The organism is Methylobacterium sp. 092160098-2 (assembly GCF_028920805.1).
Lineage (GTDB): Bacteria > Pseudomonadota > Alphaproteobacteria > Rhizobiales > Beijerinckiaceae > Methylobacterium > Methylobacterium fujisawaense.
Genome location: NZ_JAQPZJ010000001.1, coordinates 3,607,117 through 3,627,711, shown reverse-complemented (window position 1 = coordinate 3,627,711; position 20,595 = coordinate 3,607,117). Strand labels below are relative to the sequence as shown.

The 20,595-nt window shown below is 70.4% G+C and carries 17 protein-coding genes and 1 other annotated feature; of the genes, 8 read left to right on the top strand and 9 right to left on the bottom strand.

Annotation, left to right across the window (positions count from 1 at the left end):
- Positions 1–4: 4 nt before the first annotated feature.
- Together PQI07_RS17080 and PQI07_RS17075 are read right to left on the bottom strand one after the other, a co-directional pair.
- The gene (locus tag PQI07_RS17080; protein WP_043351693.1) at positions 5–466 is read right to left on the bottom strand and encodes a tellurite resistance TerB family protein; all 462 of its coding nucleotides are present in this window, start codon (positions 464–466) and stop codon (positions 5–7) included.
- Between the two features lie 673 nt (positions 467–1,139).
- Positions 1,140–2,657: a CYTH and CHAD domain-containing protein gene (locus tag PQI07_RS17075; RefSeq protein ID WP_274927037.1), complete on the bottom strand. Its 1,518-nt coding sequence runs from the start codon at positions 2,655–2,657 to the stop codon at positions 1,140–1,142.
- Positions 2,658–3,017: 360 nt separating this feature from the next.
- Here PQI07_RS17075 and selB point away from each other — a divergent pair, with 360 nt between their 5' ends.
- Positions 3,018–4,955 carry a selenocysteine-specific translation elongation factor gene (selB, locus tag PQI07_RS17070; protein WP_274927741.1) on the top strand — a complete coding sequence of 646 codons (1,938 nt, stop codon included), beginning with the start codon at positions 3,018–3,020 and terminating at the stop codon, positions 4,953–4,955.
- Between the two features lie 44 nt (positions 4,956–4,999).
- Here selB and PQI07_RS17065 read toward each other — a convergent pair whose 3' ends face one another.
- From PQI07_RS17065 to PQI07_RS17055, 3 genes are all read right to left on the bottom strand, one after another.
- Complete coding sequence (locus tag PQI07_RS17065; RefSeq protein ID WP_078947409.1) at positions 5,000–5,299, bottom strand: hypothetical protein; 300 nt, start codon at positions 5,297–5,299, stop codon at positions 5,000–5,002.
- 156 nt (positions 5,300–5,455) lie between these two features.
- Positions 5,456–5,734 carry an MSMEG_0570 family nitrogen starvation response protein gene (locus PQI07_RS17060; RefSeq protein WP_043351680.1) on the bottom strand — a complete coding sequence of 93 codons (279 nt, stop codon included), beginning with the start codon at positions 5,732–5,734 and terminating at the stop codon, positions 5,456–5,458.
- The gene (locus PQI07_RS17055) at positions 5,727–6,965 is read right to left on the bottom strand and encodes an MSMEG_0565 family glycosyltransferase (RefSeq protein WP_274927740.1); all 1,239 of its coding nucleotides are present in this window, start codon (positions 6,963–6,965) and stop codon (positions 5,727–5,729) included. The genes PQI07_RS17060 and PQI07_RS17055 overlap by 8 nt, the downstream gene beginning before the upstream one ends.
- 289 nt (positions 6,966–7,254) lie before the next feature.
- Between PQI07_RS17055 and PQI07_RS17050 the strand changes: the two genes are divergently transcribed.
- The 7 genes from PQI07_RS17050 (at position 7,255) to PQI07_RS17020 (ending at position 16,905) form a co-directional block, all read left to right on the top strand.
- Complete coding sequence (locus tag PQI07_RS17050) at positions 7,255–8,064, top strand: SGNH/GDSL hydrolase family protein (RefSeq protein WP_043758336.1); 810 nt, start codon at positions 7,255–7,257, stop codon at positions 8,062–8,064.
- A 128-nt stretch (positions 8,065–8,192) separates the two neighbouring features.
- Positions 8,193–8,720 carry an ATP-dependent protease subunit HslV gene (gene hslV, locus PQI07_RS17045; protein WP_043351688.1) on the top strand — a complete coding sequence of 176 codons (528 nt, stop codon included), beginning with the start codon at positions 8,193–8,195 and terminating at the stop codon, positions 8,718–8,720.
- 496 nt (positions 8,721–9,216) lie between these two features.
- Positions 9,217–10,905, top strand: a complete 1,689-nt coding sequence (locus PQI07_RS17040) for a methyl-accepting chemotaxis protein (RefSeq protein WP_182591690.1) — start codon at positions 9,217–9,219, stop codon at positions 10,903–10,905.
- A 135-nt stretch (positions 10,906–11,040) separates the two neighbouring features.
- Positions 11,041–12,711, top strand: a complete 1,671-nt coding sequence (locus PQI07_RS17035) for a methyl-accepting chemotaxis protein (protein WP_043351674.1) — start codon at positions 11,041–11,043, stop codon at positions 12,709–12,711.
- 64 nt (positions 12,712–12,775) lie between these two features.
- Positions 12,776–12,831 (top strand) — a sequence feature (sul1 is cis-regulatory element that is thought to sense ions involved in sulfur or methionine metabolism; They are found in Alphaproteobacteria).
- Positions 12,832–12,891: 60 nt separating this feature from the next.
- Entirely contained in the window at positions 12,892–14,388 is a 1,497-nt protein-coding gene (locus tag PQI07_RS17030) for a SulP family inorganic anion transporter (protein ID WP_043378497.1), read from the top strand.
- Positions 14,389–14,489: 101 nt separating this feature from the next.
- Entirely contained in the window at positions 14,490–15,803 is a 1,314-nt protein-coding gene (hslU, locus tag PQI07_RS17025) for an ATP-dependent protease ATPase subunit HslU (RefSeq protein ID WP_274927036.1), read from the top strand.
- Positions 15,804–16,017: 214 nt separating this feature from the next.
- Entirely contained in the window at positions 16,018–16,905 is an 888-nt protein-coding gene (locus PQI07_RS17020) for an EamA family transporter (protein WP_274927035.1), read from the top strand.
- Positions 16,906–16,914: 9 nt separating this feature from the next.
- Here the strand turns inward: PQI07_RS17020 and PQI07_RS17015 are convergent, their stop codons facing one another.
- The 4 genes from PQI07_RS17015 to PQI07_RS17000 form a co-directional block, all read right to left on the bottom strand.
- On the bottom strand, positions 16,915–17,316 hold the full coding sequence (locus PQI07_RS17015) for a PTS sugar transporter subunit IIA (protein ID WP_043351658.1): 402 nt from the start codon (positions 17,314–17,316) through the stop codon (positions 16,915–16,917).
- A 175-nt stretch (positions 17,317–17,491) separates the two neighbouring features.
- Positions 17,492–17,932, bottom strand: coding sequence for an HPr kinase/phosphorylase (locus tag PQI07_RS17010; RefSeq protein WP_043378502.1), 441 nt, complete (start codon positions 17,930–17,932; stop codon positions 17,492–17,494).
- Positions 17,932–19,686 (bottom strand): sensor histidine kinase, encoded by a 1,755-nt coding sequence (locus PQI07_RS17005; protein ID WP_051975922.1) that lies wholly within the window; start codon positions 19,684–19,686, stop codon positions 17,932–17,934. Before PQI07_RS17005 ends, PQI07_RS17010 begins: the two co-directional genes overlap by 1 nt.
- A 71-nt stretch (positions 19,687–19,757) precedes the next feature.
- Positions 19,758–20,468 (bottom strand): response regulator transcription factor, encoded by a 711-nt coding sequence (locus PQI07_RS17000; protein ID WP_020094607.1) that lies wholly within the window; start codon positions 20,466–20,468, stop codon positions 19,758–19,760.
- Positions 20,469–20,595 lie beyond the last annotated feature (127 nt).

Genomic DNA, 20,595 nt, shown 5'->3' with positions numbered 1-20,595 from the left:
TCTGTCAGACCGGCGGGCGTCGGACCGGATTCGCGCGGAGCAGTCCGATCGCGTCGACCCGCAGGGCTACGGCGATCTCGCCGAGGGCGCTCGCCTCGATGTTGCTGATCCCGTCCTGATCGGCGACGTCCGCGGCGATCAAGAAGACGTTCTCGCGCTGGTTCGCGGGGCGCTCGGCGACCGCCGCCACATGGCGCAGATTCTCGGCCCGGCCGAGCCGGGTCCGCGCCCGGGCGATGCCCTCGTAGAGTTCGGTCTCCAGCATCAAAGCGTCGTAGCCCTTCATCAGGACCGGGTCGGCCTTCAGGCCGAGCAGAGCCGCGTCGAATTCCGGACCGGCGACTTCGCCGTCGGCGACGATGACGTTGGCCGCGGCCGAGACCGCCGCGAGCATCAGCGCCTTGTCACCGGCATAGGCCGTCACGGTACGGCCGACATGGCCGAAGAGGTCGCGCAGAAGGCTCATTCGGGACTGTCGGCGGCAAGGTCGGACGTCGGGAGTGATCGGGAGGGATAGCAGACGGCGGCGCGGAGGAAACCCATCCCCGAAGGTCAGCCCATAAAAGGGGTCGGCTCCCGAGACCAGACATCCTTCGGCAACATGGCCATGCGAGTTTTTCGGTCGACCGCGTTCCAAAGCGCGGCCGGCGAAATGCGGCTTCAGCGATTCCCCCTCCGCGGAAGCCGTGCACGTCGTCACGCCGCCGGAACGAAGTTCGGGTGCCCCCCAGGCCCGCGCTTCGAGCCGGCGGCGGTCTCCCCCGGGCAATACTCCGCTTCTATCGACAGGGCCGCGGGCCGGCGGGCGCCGGATCTGTAACCCGCGCCGATAAACGCGCCGGGTCGGTCGGCGCTCCGTCCGTCAAAAAGCGCGTTCCGTGGCTCGGCGCGACGCGGATCGACCCGTTCGGCCTCCGGTACGGTTCGGGCGCTCGCCCCGTCGACGCGGGTCGCCGTTGCGGCGCCGGGCTCCCCCGACGGTCAGAGTTCTCGAAGATCCCGAATCCGCGTCTCCGGATCAGACGCCCCCGGAGACGACGAGCCGCCGGGCGCGCAGGTCAGCATGGCCTGCGCGGCACCGCTCTCACGAGGGGCGCCGCGCAGACCCGGCTCCGGCCCGCAGTGCGGCCCGGATCGCGTCAGCGCCAGAACGGCTTGACGTCGAGGAGGTCGGACCGGGCCTCCGCGGCGGCGTCGAGCAGCTTCTGAGCCCCGGGGTCGTCCGGTCCCGGCATCGGCGGGCCGGACAGGCTCTCGGTCATCGACCGGGCCGTCTCCAGATCGTTGAGTGCGCCGAGATGGTCCTGCAGGTCCGAGAGCGCGGCGCCGAACTTCTCCTGCCGGCGGACTGCTTTCTTCTTCCGGTAGAGATCGGCGAAGAACTCGGCGCCGTAGCGCAGCTTCTTGGCGGCGATCCGGGCCCGATGGCGGGTATGCGGGTCGAGGTGTCGGAGACCGCGCCCGCGCTTCTTCAGCCGCGACCGCGCCTTGTCGAGCACCTGCGCCGCGAAGTGACGCCCGTCGACGGCGGCGTCGGGCCCGTCGGCCCAGGACCCCGCCTCGACCCAGCCGGCCAGGTCGATGATGAGCGCGCGCCATCGCGGGCTTTCCAGGGTCGCCATCACCGCCTCGTAGGCGACGGCGCGCTCCGCTTCGGCCCGCTGGCGCAGCGCGTCGAGACCGGGCTCGTCGGGCCGCTGCTTGGCGAGATCCGGAAGCGTGTCGCTGAGGAACACGTCGAGGTTGCGGGCGTGACCGAATGGCTCGGTGACCTGCTTGATCGAATCGTTGAAGCCCGCGGCCCGGGGATCGGCCTGCAGCATCGGACCGAACAGCGACAGCGCCGAGCGCAAGCGCCGCAGGGAGACGCGGATCTGGTGCAGGGCCTCGGGCGGGCGCCCCCCCTCCAGGAAGGCGGTCTCGTTGAGGCGCATGTGGCGCAGGCAGGCGCGTGCCACGTGACGGAAGACGTCCCCGGCACTCGCTCCCTCCGGCAGGTCCACCGGCTCGGCCTTCACCACCGCCGGGCCGCGCCCGTCGAGCAGGGCGTAGCCGACCGCGCTCTTCGCGCGCACGCCGAGGCGCAGCGGCACGGTCTCGGCGAGGGACTGGGCCAGGACGAACAGATCGGCCGGGTCGCCGTCCTGAAGTTCCAGCTCGACTTCGCAGAGCGGCGCACGGCCCCGCGCAGTCTCGACCTGGCCCTCGTCCAGGGTGACGAGAATCCGGGACGTGCCCTCCTCCACCGGGATCTCCCGGCGCATCACGACGGTGGAGAAGACCCGCTCGAGAGGGGCGTCGGCCTTGCGCAGGATCCGCTCCGCCGCCGTGTCGGCCCAGGCGGCCGGGTCCGGCGCTTCCCCGGCGATCTCGGTTTCCCACTCGGCCCGGTCGAATAGGCCGACGCCGCCGCTACCGGCCTTCACGGTCTGGACGTGCCGGCCGCCCTTGGCGCGCACCCGGAGGGTCAAGCCGGCCTCGCGAAGCGCGCCGTCGGGGGTGTCGTAATAGGTGGTGACCAACCGTTCGGGCTCGGCTGTCGCCGCGTGCTTCAGCCGGGGGTGGGACGCGAGCGCCGTCAGGTCCGGACCGGCGCAGTCGAGCTTCAACTCGACCTCGCGGGGTTCCTCGGCGGCGTGGCTCTCGGTGTCGCTCATACGCTCCTCTTGATGACCTGCCTCGCCTAACGATGCACAGATGCCCCTGGGTTGCATCGGCCCGCGCGGCATCGGCATCGGGGCGTGACCGTCCGACGCACCCGATCCACCAAAGGCGGCAGGCCTCCCGGCGTCAAGCAGAGAGCGCGGCACTCCGGCACGGAAGCCCCATGCTGCACTGCGTTAAAAACGCGCTTTCCCGGAACGGCACGACGTGGCAAGACAAATTGTCCACAATCCATCTGCCGCGCACGCCCCCGCCCCGACCGTCTGGCGGCCAACGGCGCCGCAACGCGCCGGCGCGGCGGATTCTCCTTTCGCGCGAGCGGTGCGCCCCGGGTGGACGGCGGCACCGCGGAGATGGTCCGGTCGGTGACTGCATTGAAGACACTCCTCGTCGGCGTGATCGGGCACGTCGATCACGGCAAGACGGCCCTCGTCCGGGCGCTCACGGGCGTCGAGACCGACCGGCTGAAGGAGGAGCGCGCCCGCGGCGTATCCATCGTGCCGGGCTTCGCGCTGCTGGCGTCCGATCGCGGTGAGATCGACCTCGTGGATCTGCCGGGCCACGAGCGGTTCGTCCGCGCCATGATTTCCGGCGCCACCGGCATGCGGGCCGTCCTGCTGGCGGTGGACGCGCACGAGGGCATCAAGCCGCAGACGGTGGAGCATCTGGAGATCGCCCGCCTCATCGGCGTGCGCCGCGGCGTGCTGGCTCTGACCAAGGCGGACCTGGCGACGCCCGAGACCGTGGCGGCCCGCGCGGCCGAGATCGCCGCCGCCGCCGCCCGCGCGGGGATCGCGGCCGGTCCGGTCATCGCGACGTCGACCGTCACCGGCGCCGGCCTGCCGGAGCTGTCGGCCGCCCTGTCGGGGCTGCTGGACGAGACGGAGCCCGGCCGCGACGACGGCTTCCCGTATCTTCCGGTGGACCGGGTCTTCTCACGGCCGGGATTCGGCACCGTCGTCACCGGGACGCTGCGGCGCGGACCGCTCGCCGTCGGCGACACGGTGGAGATCGCGCCCGGCGGCCGCACGGCGGTGGTGCGTGGCCTCCAGATTCACGGACGTGCGGTGGAGCGCGCCGAGCCCGGGCGCCGCACCGCGGTCGCCCTGCGCGGGATCGACCTCGACGAGGTCGCCCGCGGGCAGGCTTTGTCGCCGCCGGGCCTGCTCGCCCCGAGCGCGTGGCTCGACGTGACGATCACCGCGGCGGCCGGTGCGGACGCCCTGGCGGGGGGCTCGGCCTGTCGCCTTCTGTTCGGGACCACCGAGGTCGAGGCGCGGCTGCGCCTGCTCGACCGTGATGCCCTGGAGCCCGGCGCCAGCACCCAGGCCCAACTCCATCTAGGCGAACCGGTCGCCGTGCCGGCACGGGAGCCTTTCGTGCTGCGGCTCGACTCGCCCTCCGTCACGGTGGCAGGCGGGCGGATCCTCGATCCGGCGAGCCGCCGCCGTCGGCGCCACGACCCGCGGGTCATGGCGGACCTGGCCGCACTCGCGGCAGGCCATGCCGGAGAGGCGATCACGGTCCGCCTCGGTCAGCTGGGCGCGGCCGGGGCACCCCTCACCGAACTCGCCCGGATCGCCGGCATCGCGCCGGAGCGCGCCCGGCAGATTCTCTCCGAAGCGGGCGCCCGCGCGATCGGCGACCGCTACATCGGCGCCGCGGCCTTCGCGGCCCTGCGCAGCGGCACGCTGGCGGCCCTCGCCCACCATCACCGCGACAACCCGATGGATCACGGGATCGCCCTGGAGCGGCTCGCCCGTGCCCTGGCGCTGCCCGAGACGGTGACCGGTGCGGTGCTGCGCGACCTCGCGGCCGCGGGCGCTGTCGCCCAGGCGGGCGCCCTGTGGCGGCGAGCCGAGTTCGACCCGGCCCGCAACGAGAGCGAGGCCGCCCGCCGGCTGGAGCAGGTCTTCCGCCGCGCCGGACTCAGCCCGCCCGACGAGGCGGAGGCCATCGGACGCGACGTGCGGCGGCGCGAAGCGCTCACCTACCTCGTGGGCGCCGGCACGGTGATCCGCGCCGTCGACCGGGTCCAGCGCCGCGCCGTCCTGTTCCACCGGGAGGCGGTCGCCACCGCCAAGACCCGCCTCGTGGAGGCCTTCCCCGAGGCCGGGACGCCGGACATGGGCTTCCTGGCCCGGGAAGCGGGCGCCACGCTGGGAATCTCGCGCAAGTTCTCGATCCCCCTGCTGGAGCACCTCGACGCGACGGGCTTCACCCGCCGGGCGGGGGATCGCCGGGTGATCGTGGCCCTCGAACCCGCGCGCGCCGCACCGGACGCGGGCTGACGGCCGCCGGGGCGCTCCAACGACGCCGCGGACCAGTAAGCGGACTAGTAGTCAGCGCCGAACCAGTCGCCGGCCCCCGGCTCGTAGCAGGTGTAGCCGATCAGGCAGTTCGGGTTGTCGCGGGTCGGACGGAAGGCGCGCTTGGCGATCTCGGTGGGCTCGCAGAACGACCGGTCGCGGACGAACCGGTCGTAGGTCATGCCGCCGGTCCCCAGGACCAGGGCGCCCCGGGCCTGAACGAGGCGGATCGTCTGCTGGCAGGTCATGGCCGTGCTGGACGGCCGCGTCTGCGCCGCGGCGGGTGACGCGGCCAGGACCAGGGCCGCCGCAATCCGGGTCATCATCGCCGACGCCTGTCCTCGTCCCATCGATCCTGCGGACAACCCGCCGGGGACGCTCACCCGTCCTGCGTCGCCTCGCCGCAAGGTCGTTCGTCGCGGACGGCGCTCCCGTCCCCCTGGGGTCCGAAGCCCTGCGGCCGGGCCGATCGAAGCCCGGCGTCAGACCTCGAAGGATTCGACGTGCACGGTTCCCGGCGCCTGCCGGCGCGCGGTTTCCTCGATCCGGGCGAGCTGCGCCTCGGCGCGGCCGCAGGGAAACCCGTAGCGGGCGCGGACGCGCGCGCTGGCGATGCCCAGGGCAAGGCGGCTCAGGGCGACGAATTCCGCGACGGGATAGTCCTGCCCGACCGCGAGGTGCTCCTTGATCACCAACGAGGGCGCGTAGCAGGCCTCGCGGGTGCCGTCCGGCCAGCGGATATGGAAACGCATCTCAGGCATCGCGGGGGATCCGAAGGGTGTTCCAGGCCGCGGCCCCCGTCGCGGCCGGCAGCACCGGCGCGCCCCGGGGCGCCAGTTCCGCGTAGGTCGGCAGGTGGCGCGCGGCGCAGGCGTCCCAGACATGGGCCCGGGCGACCTCCCGGCCGGCATTGCGCAGGCGCCCCCGCCGGCCCGGTTCGAGACTCGCCTCCATGGCCGCCGCGATGGCGCCCGTGTCTTCCGGGTTCACCGACAGGGCCTCGCCGGGGGCGAGATACTCGGTGAAGGGCGGACGGGCGGAGACGATCACCGGCGTGCCGCAGGCCATGGCCTCCAGGACGCACAGGCCGTAGCCTTCCATGAGCGAGGGAAACACCAGGGTATCGGCGATCCGATAGAGGCTCGGCATGTCTGCCTGGTCCACCGGGCCGGTGCGGATCACCGGACGGCCGGTGCCGACCGCGAGCCCCTCGCGCTCGAGGGCGGCGCAGCAGCGGGCCTCGTATCCCGCATGGTCGAGCAGCGAGGCGCCGCCGGCCACGACGAGCTGCGCGCCGGGATGGGCGCGACGCAGGGCCGCGAAGGCCTCGATCACCGCCAAAGTGTTCTTGCGCGCCTCGAACCCGCCGACGCTGAGGAAGACCGGGCCGCCGCCGAGTCCAAGACGTCGACGGAGGGCCTCGTCCTCCGGTCCGGGATCGGGCGTGTAGGTCGCGCTATCCACGCCGGTGCCGACCACCTCGGCCCGGGCGCCGTATTCCACGGCCAGCGTCGCCGCCCAGGTCCGGCTGAGGCAGAGCAGGCGCCCGGCATCGAGGATCGCCCGCTCCTCCCACTGCGCAAGCTGCGCATCCGTAGACGCGTCGATGTGGTGGACGGTGCGCACGAAGCCCGGGATGAGGCGGCGGCGGGTCAACGTGGCGAGAGCGTTGCCGCTGATGCAGCATTGAGCGTGAAACACATCGAAGTCGCAGGCGGCGGGGGTGGAGAAATGCGCGAGGTAGTCGGCGATCCGGGCACCGACCAGCGCGGCAGCCGATCCGCCCACCGGCTTAGCCGCGACCGAGATCGCCGGACATCGCGCCGCGCGGAAGAAGCCGCGTCCGGTCGGATCGGGGGCGTGGACGACCGCCTCGTGGCCGAGCCGGCACAGGGCCTCTCCGAGAGCCAGAGCGTGGGCCACGCCGCCGCGCGGATGGGTCGAGTGCGTGAGGATCGCGATGCGCAAGCGGCCGACCGGGGGACGGTTCATGGAGGCCTCAAGCCGGTCGGGGATCGCGCCCGAAACCCTGACCACGCGCTCCGCCGCCCTCACGGAGATGCGCCCAGCACCGGTCGCATGGTTCATGCCGGATGCGGCAGCATCCTGCCGAAACGTCGCGTCGGCGCCGTTTCGGGGGCCGGCCGGTCGCCAGCCCCAAAAGCCGCCTAATTTTGCGTTACGAATTCAGTGTGTTTTCAAGCTCGGCACGGAACCGCTCTTTTCAGCACCGTGTGTCAGACTGTATCTAACGCTCACGTGAGCCGGAGCCGTCGGTCCCGTGTCCAAGTCGCTGAACACTGCCTTCCCCGCCCGCAAACTGCTGCGCCGTCTGGGCTTGCTCAGCGCCTTGCTGGTCCTGCCGACGGCGGTTCTGGCCTATGCGGACCTCCTGCCCGAATCGCTCGACATGCTGGGTCTCGACCTGCGTGAGAGCCCAGACCTGCCGCACGTCGCCCGTCAGATCGCCATCGGCGCACCGCTGAAGATCGTGGCCTTCGGCTCGTCCTCGACGCAGGGTATCGGCGCGTCGACCCCGGCCAACGCCTACCCGGCCCGCCTCCAGATCGACCTGCGCAAGAAGCTGCACGGAATCGACGTCGCGGTCATCAATCGCGGGATCGGCGGCGAGCACGTCGACGACATGCTGGCGCGGCTCGACCGGGACGTCATCGCGGCCGAACCGCAGCTCGTGATCTGGCAGACGGGCAGCAACGACCCGCTGCGCGGGGTCTCGGTCGAACATTTCCGCGAGGCCACCGTGTCGGCCATCCGCCGGATCCGCGAGGCCGGGATCGACGTGGTGCTGATGGAGCCGCAATGGTGCCCGAAGCTGGAAGCCACGCCGGGCGCCTCCCGCTTCCGTGACGCGGTCCGCAGCATCGGCGACGACCTCGACGTTCCGGTGATCCGCCGCGCCGATCTCATGCACGGCTGGGTGCGCGAGGGTAAGCTGACCACCAAGCAGCTCTTCGCCGCCGACGGGCTCCACATGGCCGATCGCGGCTACGCCCTCCTGGCCGAGGCCGCGGCGCAATCGATCCTGCAGGATGCGGGTCCTGTGCGGAGCTTCGAGCCTGTGGCCGAATAGAGGGCGCCCCACCGCCCCTTCCGGCTGGACTCGGCCGGCGAAGCTCCCCATCTCGGCGCGATCGAGAGCGGAGCCGAACCTTGAGCCAGGATGCATTCAGGTATGAAGACCGGGGCGCGGTGCCCCAGATGCACGCGACCACGATCCTGATGGTGCGCAAGGGCGGCCGTGTCGTCATCGGCGGCGACGGTCAGGTCAGCCTGGGCCAGACCATCGTGAAGGGGAATGCCCGCAAGGTCCGGCGCCTGGCCAAGGGCGCGGTGATCGGCGGCTTCGCCGGCGCCACGGCGGACGCCTTCACTCTGTTCGAACGCCTCGAAGCCAAGCTTGAGCAATATCCCGGTCAGCTGACGCGGGCCTGCGTCGAACTCACCAAGGATTGGCGGACGGATCGCTACCTCCGCCGCCTCGAGGCGATGATGCTGGTCGCCGACCGCGATGTCAGCCTGCTTCTGTCGGGCTCGGGCGACGTTCTGGAACCGGAAAGCGGCGTCATGGCTATCGGCTCGGGCGGCAATTACGCCCTGGCGGCCGCCCGCGCGCTGGAAGACGGAGACCTCGATGCAGAGGCGATCGTCCGGCGCGCCATGGGGATCGCTGCGGAGATCTGCGTCTACACGAACGGCAATCTGGTGATCGAGACCCTCGAAGCCTGACCTCCCGCGGCTGCGGCCTGAGCCGGCGTCGACACCGTACGATCGACGCCGCTTCTCGCACCGTGGCTGCCCGCATCCGGATCGTCGGGGCGCGCATGCCCCGCCGGGGCGGGCTAAGCGGAGCATCCCCATCGCACCCGCAGCGGACTCTGCCCTGCAGGTCGTATTCGCGTGCAATGAGGAAAAGAAGCGGCTCCAGCCGACTTCAGAAGATCCTCTCAATCCTAAATTCTACAATGAAAATTCGACGATCAAACAATTTATTGATGTAAAAACGATCAGATTGGCTAAATTTCGTGCGCTTCATCTACCGAGCACGAGAGCTTCCGGATCCATCACTGAAATTTGAGCGCCGGACCCGCCATCTCGCGGCGCAGCTCCAGCCGAAATTTACGACGACGACTGCATCGGTAAGGGAATTTTCACGCTGTAAAATGCATAGTCGGCCCATAATAAGCAAAATTCGTCGCGCAACATGCGCGCTGAGGGCTGAATTATGCGATCGATTAATGACGTCCGGATCGTGACCAAACTGACCGCGGCCTTCGGCAGCTTAGCGGCGGTAACGATCGGGATCAGCGCGATCGGATACAGTCATCTAACGTCGATCGAGCGGGTCAATCATCTTACAGAGCATACCTACCAGGTCATCTCTGCGCTCGACGGCGTGACGCAGTCGATGCTGAACCAGGAAACGGGGCTCCGCGGCTACCTGCTCTCGGGCGACCCGAAATTTCTGGAGCCGTTCCGCAACGGCCAGAAGGCGTACAAGGCGGCGCTGGAGACCGCGCAGGCGCTCACGGTGGACAACGCGGCGCAGCAGGCGCGCCTGGCGGCCGTGAACAGCTTGGCCGCGACCTGGTCGAACGACATCGCCCGGAACGAGATCGCCCTCGTCGAGGCGGGCCAGCTCGACGCGGCGCGCCAGATCGAGGCGAGCGGGGCCGGGAAGGCGTCCATGGACGCCCTGCGCGCGAAGCTTGCCGACGCGGACCAGGCCGAGCGGGAGCTCCTCGGAGCCCGCAGCGACGAACAGGGGCGCTCGTTCAGCGCCGCCTATCTCGCCAGTCTTCTCGGCAGCGTGGCCAGCGTCGTCATCGCAGCGCTTCTGGCGTTCCTGGTCTTCGCGATGCTGACCCGCCCGCTTGGCCGGCTCGTCGCGGTGCTCCAGCGGATGGCCCGGGGTGAGATCGAGGCCGAGATCGCGGAGGCCCGACGCGGCGACGAGATCGGCGCGGTCGGGCGGGCCGTGGAGGGAATCAAGACCATGGTCGCCAGGAAGGCGGCCGAGGATGCCGAGATCAAGCGGATCGCCGACACGGCGGCGGCGGCCGAGCGGCGCCGGACCATGATCGAGCTGGCCGACAGCTTCGATCGCGCCGTGGGCGGGATCGTCGGGATGGTGTCGTCCTCGGCCACGGAGCTGCAGGCGACCGCGCGGACCATGTCGGCGACCGCCTCCGAGACGTCGAGCCAGTCGACCACGGTGGCGGCAGCCGCCGAAGAGGCGGCCACCAACGTGAACACGGTGGCGGCGGCGGCCGAGCAGCTGGGCTCCTCGGTCCAGGAAATCGGCCGGCAGGTGGACGGTTCGGCCCATCTGGCGCAGCGCGCCGTCTCGGACGCCGACCAGACCGGCGCCCTGGTCCAGGAGCTGAGCAATTCCGTATCGCGGATCGGCGACGTGGTCGGCCTGATCTCGAACATCGCCGGCCAGACCAACCTGCTGGCGCTGAACGCCACCATCGAGGCCGCCCGCGCCGGTGCCGCCGGCAAGGGCTTCGCCGTCGTCGCCGCCGAGGTGAAGGCGCTGGCCGAGCAGACCGCGAAGGCGACCCACGAGATTTCCGGCCAGATCGCGCAGATCCAGGCGGTGACCGGTCAGGCCGTGACGTCGATCGGCGGCATCACCGAGCGGATCCGGGAGATCAGTGGCGTCGCCACCTCGATCGCCGCCGCAGTCGAGCAACAGGGCGCGGCCACGCAGGAGATCGTCCGGAATGTCGCGCAGGCGGCGGTCGGCGCCGGCGAGGTGACGAGCAACATCTCGGGTGTCGCGGGCGCCGCCGAGGAGACCGGCATGGCGGCCGGCCAGGTGCTCGACGCGGCGTCCGAGCTTTCGCGGCAATCGGAGAAGCTGACCGCCGAGGTCGACCGGTTCCTCGTGAGCGTCCGCGCGGCGTGAGCGGTGCCGCGCAGCGGGCTTCCGGCGACGGAGGCCCGTTCGTCAAAACAAATAATGCCGACGGCGATTAGTTTACGCGGCTTTGACGAATAACCGGCATTTTAGCGCCAATCGAGCCTCTGCGGTTGGATCTCAATGAAAATCGGCGGAAAACTTCTGGGCTTCGTCGGCGCGTGCAGCCTGACGACGCTGATCGTAGCCGGGGTCAGCGTCGCGACGCTGAGAAGCTTCGAGCACTCCCTCACGAGCGTCGAGAACGCCTCGATCCGGGCGCTCGACGCCGCCAACTTCAACCGCCTCGCCGCCGAAGTGACCATGGATTCGCGGGGCGTCTACGCCTCCGCAGACCGGACGGAGGCGGCCAAGTACACCGCCGGCATCCGCAAGGGTCTGGCCGAGATGGACGCGCTCCGGGCGGACTGGGCGCCGCGCGTCACCGAGGCCGAGCGCCCGCTCTTCGACGCCATGGTGCGCAATGCCGAGGCGTTCCGGACCCTGCGCAGCGCCCTCGCGGAGGCGGGCGACACGACCGGCCCCAAGGCGGCCGCCGAACTCGGATTCAACGACGCCAATCGCGCCAACCGCAAAGTCTTCCAGGCGAGCATCGATGCCCTGGTGAAGCAGGGCCGGACCGAGATGGCGGCGATCAAGTCGGACACCCAGGCGCTGTTCCAGGCGCGGACTCTGCTCCTCCTCGGCCTCGCGCTGGCCGGAACCGCGATCTGCTGCGCTCTGGGCCTGCTCATCGGGCAGCGGCAGATCGCCCGGCCGCTGCGGGCGGTCTCGGAGGCGATCCAGCGCCTCTCGCGCGGCGACCTGACCCTGCCCGCGATCAAGCCGGGGCGCGACGAGATCGGGGCGATCTGGACCAGCATGCAGGTCTTCAGCGACACGATGCGCGAGGCCGAGACCCTCCGGCACGAGCACGAGCGGATGCGGGTCGATACGGCGGCGCGCAAGCGTTCCGAGATGGCCGGGCTCGCCGATCAGTTCCAAAGCAACCTCGGCGGGCTGGTCGATCACCTGGCCGGAGCGGCAGCCGGCTTGGAACGCGCCGCCGCCACCATGGCGGGCAACGCCGATCACGCCGGCACGCAGTCCCAGGCCGTGACCCGCGCCGCCGAGACCACCGCCTACAACGTCGAGGCCGTCGCCGCCGCCACCGAGGAACTCGCCGCGACGGCGAGCGAGATCGGCGTTCAGGTCACGCAGACCTCCACCGCGGCCGAGGGAGCCGTCGAAGCGACGCGGCGGACCCGGACGAGCGTCCAGGCCCTCGCCCGCAGCGCCGAGGGCATCGGGCAGGTCGTCTCCCTCATCTCCACGATTGCCGGCCAGACCAACCTGCTGGCGCTCAACGCGACGATCGAGGCCGCCCGCGCCGGCGAGGCCGGGCGCGGCTTCGCGGTCGTCGCCACCGAGGTCAAGGATCTGGCCACCCAGACCGCCAAGGCCACCGAAGAGATCGCCGGGCAGATCGCCGCCATGCGGGCGGCGACCCACGAGGCCGTCGCCGCGATCGAGGAGATCGGCGGCACGATCGAGCAGGTCCACGGCATCGCCCTCGGTGTGGCCGCGGCCGTCGAGGAGCAGCAATTGGCCACGCAGGAAATCGCCCGCAGCGTCTCGGAGGCCGCGAGCGGCACCCGCTCCGTCACCGAGACCATGGCGCTGGTCCTGGGTGCGGCCCGCGAGACCGGCGCGAGCGCCGCGGAAGTGCTGGCGGCCGCCGCCGACATCGCCCGCCGCTCCAACGGGCTGGGGAGCGAGGTGGCGGGCTTCGTGGCGCAGGTCCGGGCGGCCTGACGGTCCCGCCGCCGCGCGCGGATGTTGCATTGCAGCGCGCAGGCCCCTAGGGTCCGCGCATTCGCAAGGACCCGGTGAAAGCCCGGGTGGCTCTTCCGGCCGCCGATCCGCCGGACCACGCATTCGAGACGCGCCATGACCCGCCAGCGACGCGGGCACGCCGCTCGTGCGGAATCAAGCATGTCACTCAGCTCACCCGGACAGACCGGGTTTCTCCGGTCGTGGACATCCAACATCCGCGGCGACACCCTCTCGGGGATCGTCGTCGCCCTCGCGCTGATCCCCGAGGCCATCGGCTTTTCGGTCATCGCCGGCGTCGACCCGAAGGTCGGCCTCTACGCCTCCGTGGTCATCGCCTGCACCATCGCCTTCGCGGGCGGCCGCCCCGCCATGATCTCGGCCGCCACCGCCGCCACCGCCGTCGTGATGGTCGAGCTCGTGCGCGACCACGGGGTGCAGTACCTCTTCGCCGCCACCATCCTGATGGGCGTGATCCAGATCCTGGCCGGCCTCCTCCGGTTGGGCCGGCTGATGCGGTTCGTCTCGCAGTCGGTGATGACCGGCTTCGTCAACGCCCTGGCGATCCTGATCTTCCTGGCGCAGATGCCCGAACTGACCGGCGTCACGCCGGCGACCTACGGGCTCATCGCCCTGGGCTTGGCGATCATCTACGGCGTGCCGCGGATCACCCGCGCGATCCCCGCCCCGCTCATCGCCATTGCGGTGCTGACGGCGATCACCGCGATCTTCCACCTCGACGTCCGCACGGTCGCCCATCTCGGCGCCCTGCCCTCGGCGCTGCCGAGCTTCGCCCTGCCGGACGTGCCCCTCACCTTCGAGACCCTGCGGATCCTTCTGCCCTACGCGGCGACGTTGGCCGCGGTCGGCCTGCTGGAGAGCCTGCTCACCGCGCAGATCGTCGATGACCTGACCGACACGGGCAGCGACAAGAACCGCGAATGCATGGGCCAGGGCGTGGCCAACATGGCCTCCGCGGTGTTCGGCGGCATGGGCGGCTGCGCGATGATCGGCCAGTCGGTGATCAACGTCTCCTCGGGCGCCCGCGGCCGCCTCTCGACGCTGGTGGCCGGGGCCTTCCTGCTGCTGCTCCTCGTGGCGCTGCAGGATCTGCTCGCCGTGGTGCCCGTGGCGGCCCTGACCGCCGTGATGATCATGGTCTCAATCAACACCTTCTCCTGGCGTTCCCTGGCCCGCCTGCGGACCAACCCGCTGCCATCCTCCGCGGTGATGCTGGCCACCGTCCTGGTCGTCGTGGCCACGAAGGATCTCGCCATCGGCGTGCTGGTCGGCGTGCTGCTCTCGGGCGTGTTCTTCGCCGGCAAGGTCTCCCGTCTCAACCGGATCACCTCCAGCCTCTCGGCCGATGGCCGGACCCGCACCTACGCCATCACCGGGCAGGTGTTCTTCGCCTCCGCCGGCACGTTCTCCGAGGCGATCGACGTGCTGGAGCCGGTCGAGCGTCTCGTGATCGACGTCAACGCGGCGCATTTCTGGGACATCTCGGCCGTCGCAGCCCTCGACCGGGTGGTGCTGAAGGCCCGCGCCCGCGGGCGCCTCGTCGAGGTCGTCGGCCTCAACGCCGCCAGCTCGACCCTCGTCGAGCGGTTCGGCCAGCACGACAAGCCCGGCGTTACAGCGGTGCCGGCAGCGCATTGAGGCGGCTATCGGCCCACGCGGCGCCCCCTTGCGCGGGGCCGCGTGGGACCCCATTCCCGGCGCGGGGCCGATTTCGGGCCGGGAACAGGGATGGCACAGCGGTGACGACGTTCTCTCCGCGCGAGATCGTGTCCGAACTCGATCGCTTCATCGTCGGGCAACACGACGCCAAGCGCGCCGTGGCGATCGCGCTGCGCAATCGCTGGCGACGCCAGCAGCTGATCGGTCCGCTCCGCGAGGAGGTCGCGCCCAAGAACATCCTGATGATCGGGCCGACCGGGTGCGGAAAGACCGAGATCGCCCGCCGCCTCGCCCGGCTCGCCAACGCCCCGTTCCTCAAGGTCGAGGCCACCAAGTTCACCGAGGTCGGCTATGTCGGCCGCGATGTCGAGCAGATCATCCGTGATCTCGTCGAAGTGGCGATCGGCCTGACCCGGCAGGTAAAGCGCGAGGGCGTGAAGGCCAAGGCCGAAGCCGCGGCCGAGAACCGCCTCCTCGACGCCCTCGTCGGGCCGACCGCCAGCCAGGCCACCCGTGACAGCTTCCGGCGCAAGCTCCGCAACAGCGAGCTCGACGACAAGGAGGTGGAGCTGGAGCTGACCTCCGGCGCCCCCACGGGCATGCCGATGTTCGAGATTCCCGGTGTACCGGGGGCCTCCATGGGCGCGATCAACATCGGCGACATGCTCGGCAAGGCACTCGGCGGCCAGCGCGGCAAGCCGCGCCGGATCCTGGTCCGGGACGCCTATGCGCCCCTGATGGCCGAAGAATCCGATAAGCTCGTCGACGACGAGGCGCTGGTCCGCGAGGCGATCGGCGAGGTCGAGAACAACGGCATCGTGTTCCTCGACGAGATCGACAAGATCTGCGCCCGCGAGGGCCGGTCCTCCGGCGACGTGTCCCGGGAGGGCGTACAGCGCGACCTTCTGCCGTTGATCGAAGGCACCACGGTCGCCACCAAGCACGGCCCGGTGAAGACGGACCACGTCCTGTTCATCGCCTCGGGCGCCTTCCACGTCTCGAAGCCGTCCGACCTCCTGCCCGAGCTGCAGGGCCGCCTGCCGATCCGCGTGGAGTTGCAGCCGCTGACGGTGGACGACTTCAAGCAGATTCTCACCGCCACCGAGGCGAGCCTGATCAAGCAGACGGTCGCGCTGATGGAAACGGAGGGCGTGACCCTGTCCTTCACGGACGACGCGGTGGACGCGCTCGCCCAGGTCGCGGTCGAGGTGAATTCCTCGGTGGAGAACATCGGTGCCCGCCGGCTTCAGACGGTTCTCGAACGGGTGATCGACGAGATCTCCTTCACCGCCACAGACCGCTCCGGCGAGACGGTGCCGATCGACGCGGCCTATGTGCGCGAGCGGGTTCAGGACCTGGCGTCCAACGCCGATCTGAGCCGGTTCATCCTCTAGGGCCTGGACGTCACCCGCGCTCCGGTTTGCGGCCACGCCGTCATTCCGGAGCGCCACGCCGGAGCGCCAGAGGCGAGCCCGGGCTTCGCGACGCGGTCCCGGAACCTCCAGTCATGATTGAGGGTGGCGTGAGCCATGCGGCCCGGTGCGGCCCTTGGCGGCCGCCGCGTCTGCTAGGCCCGCGCCGGGGCGCGGTGCTGGGGGATGTCGACGCGTGTCACGCATGAGATTCGGCCTCGGCGACACGATGCTTTCGGTCGCCGCGCTGGTGACCGGCATGGTCTCCCTCCAGAGCGGCGCGACCTTCGCCAAGAACCTGTTTCCGGCGGTCGGTGTATCCGGGACGTCCGCCCTGCGGGTCGGCTTCTCGGCCCTGATCCTCGTTGCCGTCTGGCGGCCGTGGCGGCGCAGCCTCACGGCGCGCGAGGCCGGCTGGATCGCCCTCTACGGGACGGCTCTCGGGCTGATGAACCTCCTGTTCTATCTCGCCCTGGCACGGCTGCCCCTCGGACCGGCCGTGGCCATCGAGTTCGTCGGGCCGCTGGCCGTCGCTCTGATCGCGTCGCGCCGCCGGTCGGATTTCCTGTGGATCGGCGTGGCGGTCACCGGACTCGCGCTGCTCCTGCCGATCTCCGGTCAGGACGGACTCGATCCGATCGGCATCCTGCTCGATCTCGGCGCGGCCGTGTGCTGGGCGCTCTACATCCTGTTCGGACAGCGCGCGGGGCGGATCGACGGCGGCCAGGCCGTGTCCCTCGGCATGTTCACGGCGGCCATCGTGGTGGCGCCCTTCGGCCTGTCGGAGGCCGGACCGGCCCTGCTCACCCCCGGCATCCTGGCCGCAGGCCTTGGCGTGGCAGTGATGTCGAGTGCCCTGCCCTATTCCCTGGAGATGTTCGCCCTGCGCCGGCTCGACCGGAAGAGCTTCGGCGTCCTGATGAGCCTGGAACCCGCCGTGGCGGCCTGCGCCGGCCTCGTTCTCCTGGGGGAGCGAATCAGTCCCATCCAATGGCTGGCGATCGGATTGGTGATCGCGGCCTCCGTGGGAATCACCGTGAGCACGCGGCGGACGACCCCGACCGCGGCCGTACTGGAAGCCTGATCGTGAAGACTACTTCCCCGCCAGAACCCGCGAGGCGACGTTTATGTATTTGCGGCCCGCTTCCTGGGCGTGAAGCACGGCGTCGCCGAGCTTCTCCTCGTCGCGGACGCTGGCCAGCTTGATCAGCATCGGCAGGTTGATGCCCGCCACGACCTCCACCGAGCCGCCGTTCATGCAGGACAGGGCGAGGTTCGACGGCGTGCCGCCGAACATGTCGGTGAGCACGACCACGCCCTCACCGGTATTCACCCGACAGACCGCGGACATGATGTCCCGCCGTCGCAATTCCATATCGTCTTCCGGCCCGATCGTGATCGTCTCGATCTGATCCTGCGGGCCGACCACGTGCTCCAGAGCGGCCTTGAACTCGGTCGCCAGTAGCCCGTGAGTTACGAGCACCATGCCAATCATCGACACGTGTTCCAACGTCCTGTGAATGCCGCCATGTTGTGCATCGCACAGCCCCCCACAAGGCGAACGCGACTTTTTTGCCCGGACATTTCCGCGATCATGCCACGGCCGCAGCGGCTGCGCCATGGGGGTATACCAGTCTTAGGCGAATCGAACCGCCTGTGCGGCTGCGAAGTCACGGCCGATGCTTTCGCAGTGCCGCACGGATGAGCAGCGGCGCGAGGCCGGCGGCGCGCGCGCCCCGGTCGAGAACGAGGCGCGGCAGGGTCAGGCCGAGGAGCGCCGCCGCCTCGGGGGGCTCCGGCAGGCGCGGTGCCGTCTCCACGAGATCGACGGCGAGGTCCAGAACCACCTCCGGGCGGAACGGGATGCCGAACTCGGCCACGGGCAGGATCCCCTGCCCCCGGATCTCGACCCGTCCGGCGAGGCTCGGATGGGGACAGGCCACGAGTCGCCCTTCGCGCACCGTGCAGACGACGCGGTCGTCGGCCACGAAGGCCCCGTCGGCCGCGTTGGCGAGCAGGAGCGCGAGACTGGATTTGCCGGCGCCCGACGGGCCGCGAATCAGGATCCCGGTCTCGCACAGCGCGATACAGGCGCCGTGAAGGGTGACCATCAGGCGTGGAGTTGCCGCGGGGCCGCCGGCAGGCGGACCACGAAGCGGGCGCCGCGCACGGTGGGCTCGCCATCCTCATCCGGGGCGCCGGGCCGGTTCTCGGCGCGGATCGTGCCGCGATGGGCCTGGACGATCTGGCGGGAGATCGACAGGCCGAGCCCTGAATTCTGGCCGAAGCCCTGCTCGGGCCGGTCGGTGTAGAAGCGCTCGAAGATCCGCTCCAGGGCGTGCTCCGGGATGCCCGGACCCTCGTCCTCGCAGATCATCTCCACCTCACCGCGGACCCGGCGCAGCACCACCCGGACCTTCGCGTCGCTCGGCGAGAACGACCGGGCGTTGTCGAGGAGGTTGTTGACCACCTGGCCGAGCCGGCTGTCGTGGCCGATGATCGTGAAGGGCGCGTCCTGCTCCGATCCGATCGATTCGACGTCGAGCTGGATCAGGCAGTCCTTCGGGCGCCGCCGCTCGTTGGCCACGGAGACGACGGTGGTGAGAAGCCGCCGGAGATCCACGCGCCGGGCTTCGGCGCGCGCGAGTTCCGCATCGAGCCGCGAGGCGTCCGCGATGTCGCTGATCAGCCGGTCGAGGCGCTTCACGTCGTGCTGGATGATCGCCATCAGGCGGCCGCGGGATTCGTCGGTCTTGGCGAGGGGCAAGGTCTCCACCGCGCTGCGCAGCGACGTGAGCGGATTTTTCAGCTCGTGGCTGACATCGGCCGCGAAGCTCTCGATGGCGTCGATCCGCCGGTAGAGCGCCTGGGTCATGTCGCGCAGGGCGCCGGACAGATGGCCGATCTCGTCGGTCCGCTCGGTGAAATCGGGGATCTCCTCGCGGGTCTTGATGCCCATCCGGACCTTCTCGGCGGCCTCGGCGAGGCGGCGCACCGGCCCCGCGATGGCGCCGGCCAGCAGGAACGACAGCACCACCATCACCGCCGAGGCGACGAGGAAGACCTGGAGCAGGCCGAACCGCTCCGAGGCGATGACCCGGTCGATGGCGTCGCCTTGGGTCGAGATCAGCAGAGCGCCGCGGACCGAGCCGGCCCGGTGAATCGGCACCGCCACCGACACGGTGGTCTCGCCGAGCTTGTTGCGGCGCACGAGGCTGCCGCGGTTGCCGCCGAGCGCCGCCTGGACCTCCCGGAGGGAGTGGCCGTTCACCGGCCCGGTCTCCTCGGCGGTCTCGGTCCGGCTGCGGAACAGGCCGCCGAGCTTCGCCTGGATCGTCTCGAAGGCGGATTCGAGCATCCCGGGCTTGTGGGGCTTGGGCTCCAGCGGATCGGGCCGGCTGGCGTCGCCGCGCTTGAACAGGGTGCGGGTGTCGAACAGGAGGCCGCCCTCCTGATCGTAGACCCGGGCGCGGTTGCCCGTCGGCGTCACGAGGCGCGACAGGAGCGGCGCCACCTTCTCGGGGTTGAGCGAGAAGGCGAGCGGCTGCGATTCCTCCTCCGCCGCCTCGCCGGCCTGCTGCTGGAGCAGCTTGTCGGGATCGATGCGGATCGTGTCGGTGTCCACCGAGGCCGAGGCGGCGATCGCCCCCGCGATGATCTCGCCCTGGATGGCGAGGCTCTGGATCCGGGCCTGGATCAGGCCCTGGCGGAACTGGTTCAGGTAGAGGAACCCGACGAGCAGCGCGATCAGCCCGACGAGGTTGAGGACGACGATGCGGCGCGTCAGGCTCGACGAGGCGCGCTGGCCGATTGCGTCCCACACGGCGCGGGGCAGGCCGAGCGGTCGGGACAGAATCTGGGCCAGGGAGGCGCGGGGCGGGGCATCCTCGGTCTGGGGCTGGGTGGTCCGGGCGGTCACGGGGCGGATCCTGGAGATCACGCCTCCTTGAAGCGGTAGCCGACGCCGTAGAGCGTCTCGATCATGTCGAAGCTCTGGTCGGTAACCTTGAACTTCTTGCGCAGCCGCTTGATGTGGCTGTCGATGGTCCGGTCATCGACATAGACCTGATCATCGTAGGCCGCGTCCATCAGGGCGTTGCGGCTCTTCACCACGCCGGGGCGCTGCGCGAGCGCCTGAAGAATCAGGAACTCCGTGACCGTCAGGGTCACCGGCTCGCCCTTCCACGTGCAGGTGTGGCGCTCGGGGTCCATCATCAGCGCGCCGCGCTCCAGCGACCGCGCCGCCACCTCGGCCTCGCCCCGGGGCGTGCTGCCGGGGGCCTCCTTGGCGAAGCGCCGGAGCACCGCCTTGACCCGCTCCACGAGGAGCCGCTGCGAGAACGGCTTATGGATGAAGTCGTCCGCGCCCATCTTGAGGCCGAACAGCTCGTCGATCTCCTCGTCCTTCGAGGTCAGGAAGATCACGGGAAGGTCGGATTTCTGCCGCAGGCGTCGGAGAAGCTCCATCCCGTCCATGCGCGGCATCTTGATGTCGAAGATCGCGAGATCGGGCGGCGAATGGCGCAGACCGTCCAGGGCGGAGGCGCCGTCCGTGTACGTCTGGATGCGGTAACCTTCGGTCTCCAGCGCGATCGACACAGAGGTGAGGATGTTCCGGTCGTCGTCGACGAGGGCGATGGTCGGCATGCGCGGTCCCTGACTGAACGGGCTCAGGCGCGGTCCCGGCTCTACGCACAGGCCGCGCCGCATCCCGGCCCACGAGGGGCAGACGAAAACGCGAACCGGGCAGTTTCGGCGCAGCCCGGCACACGCA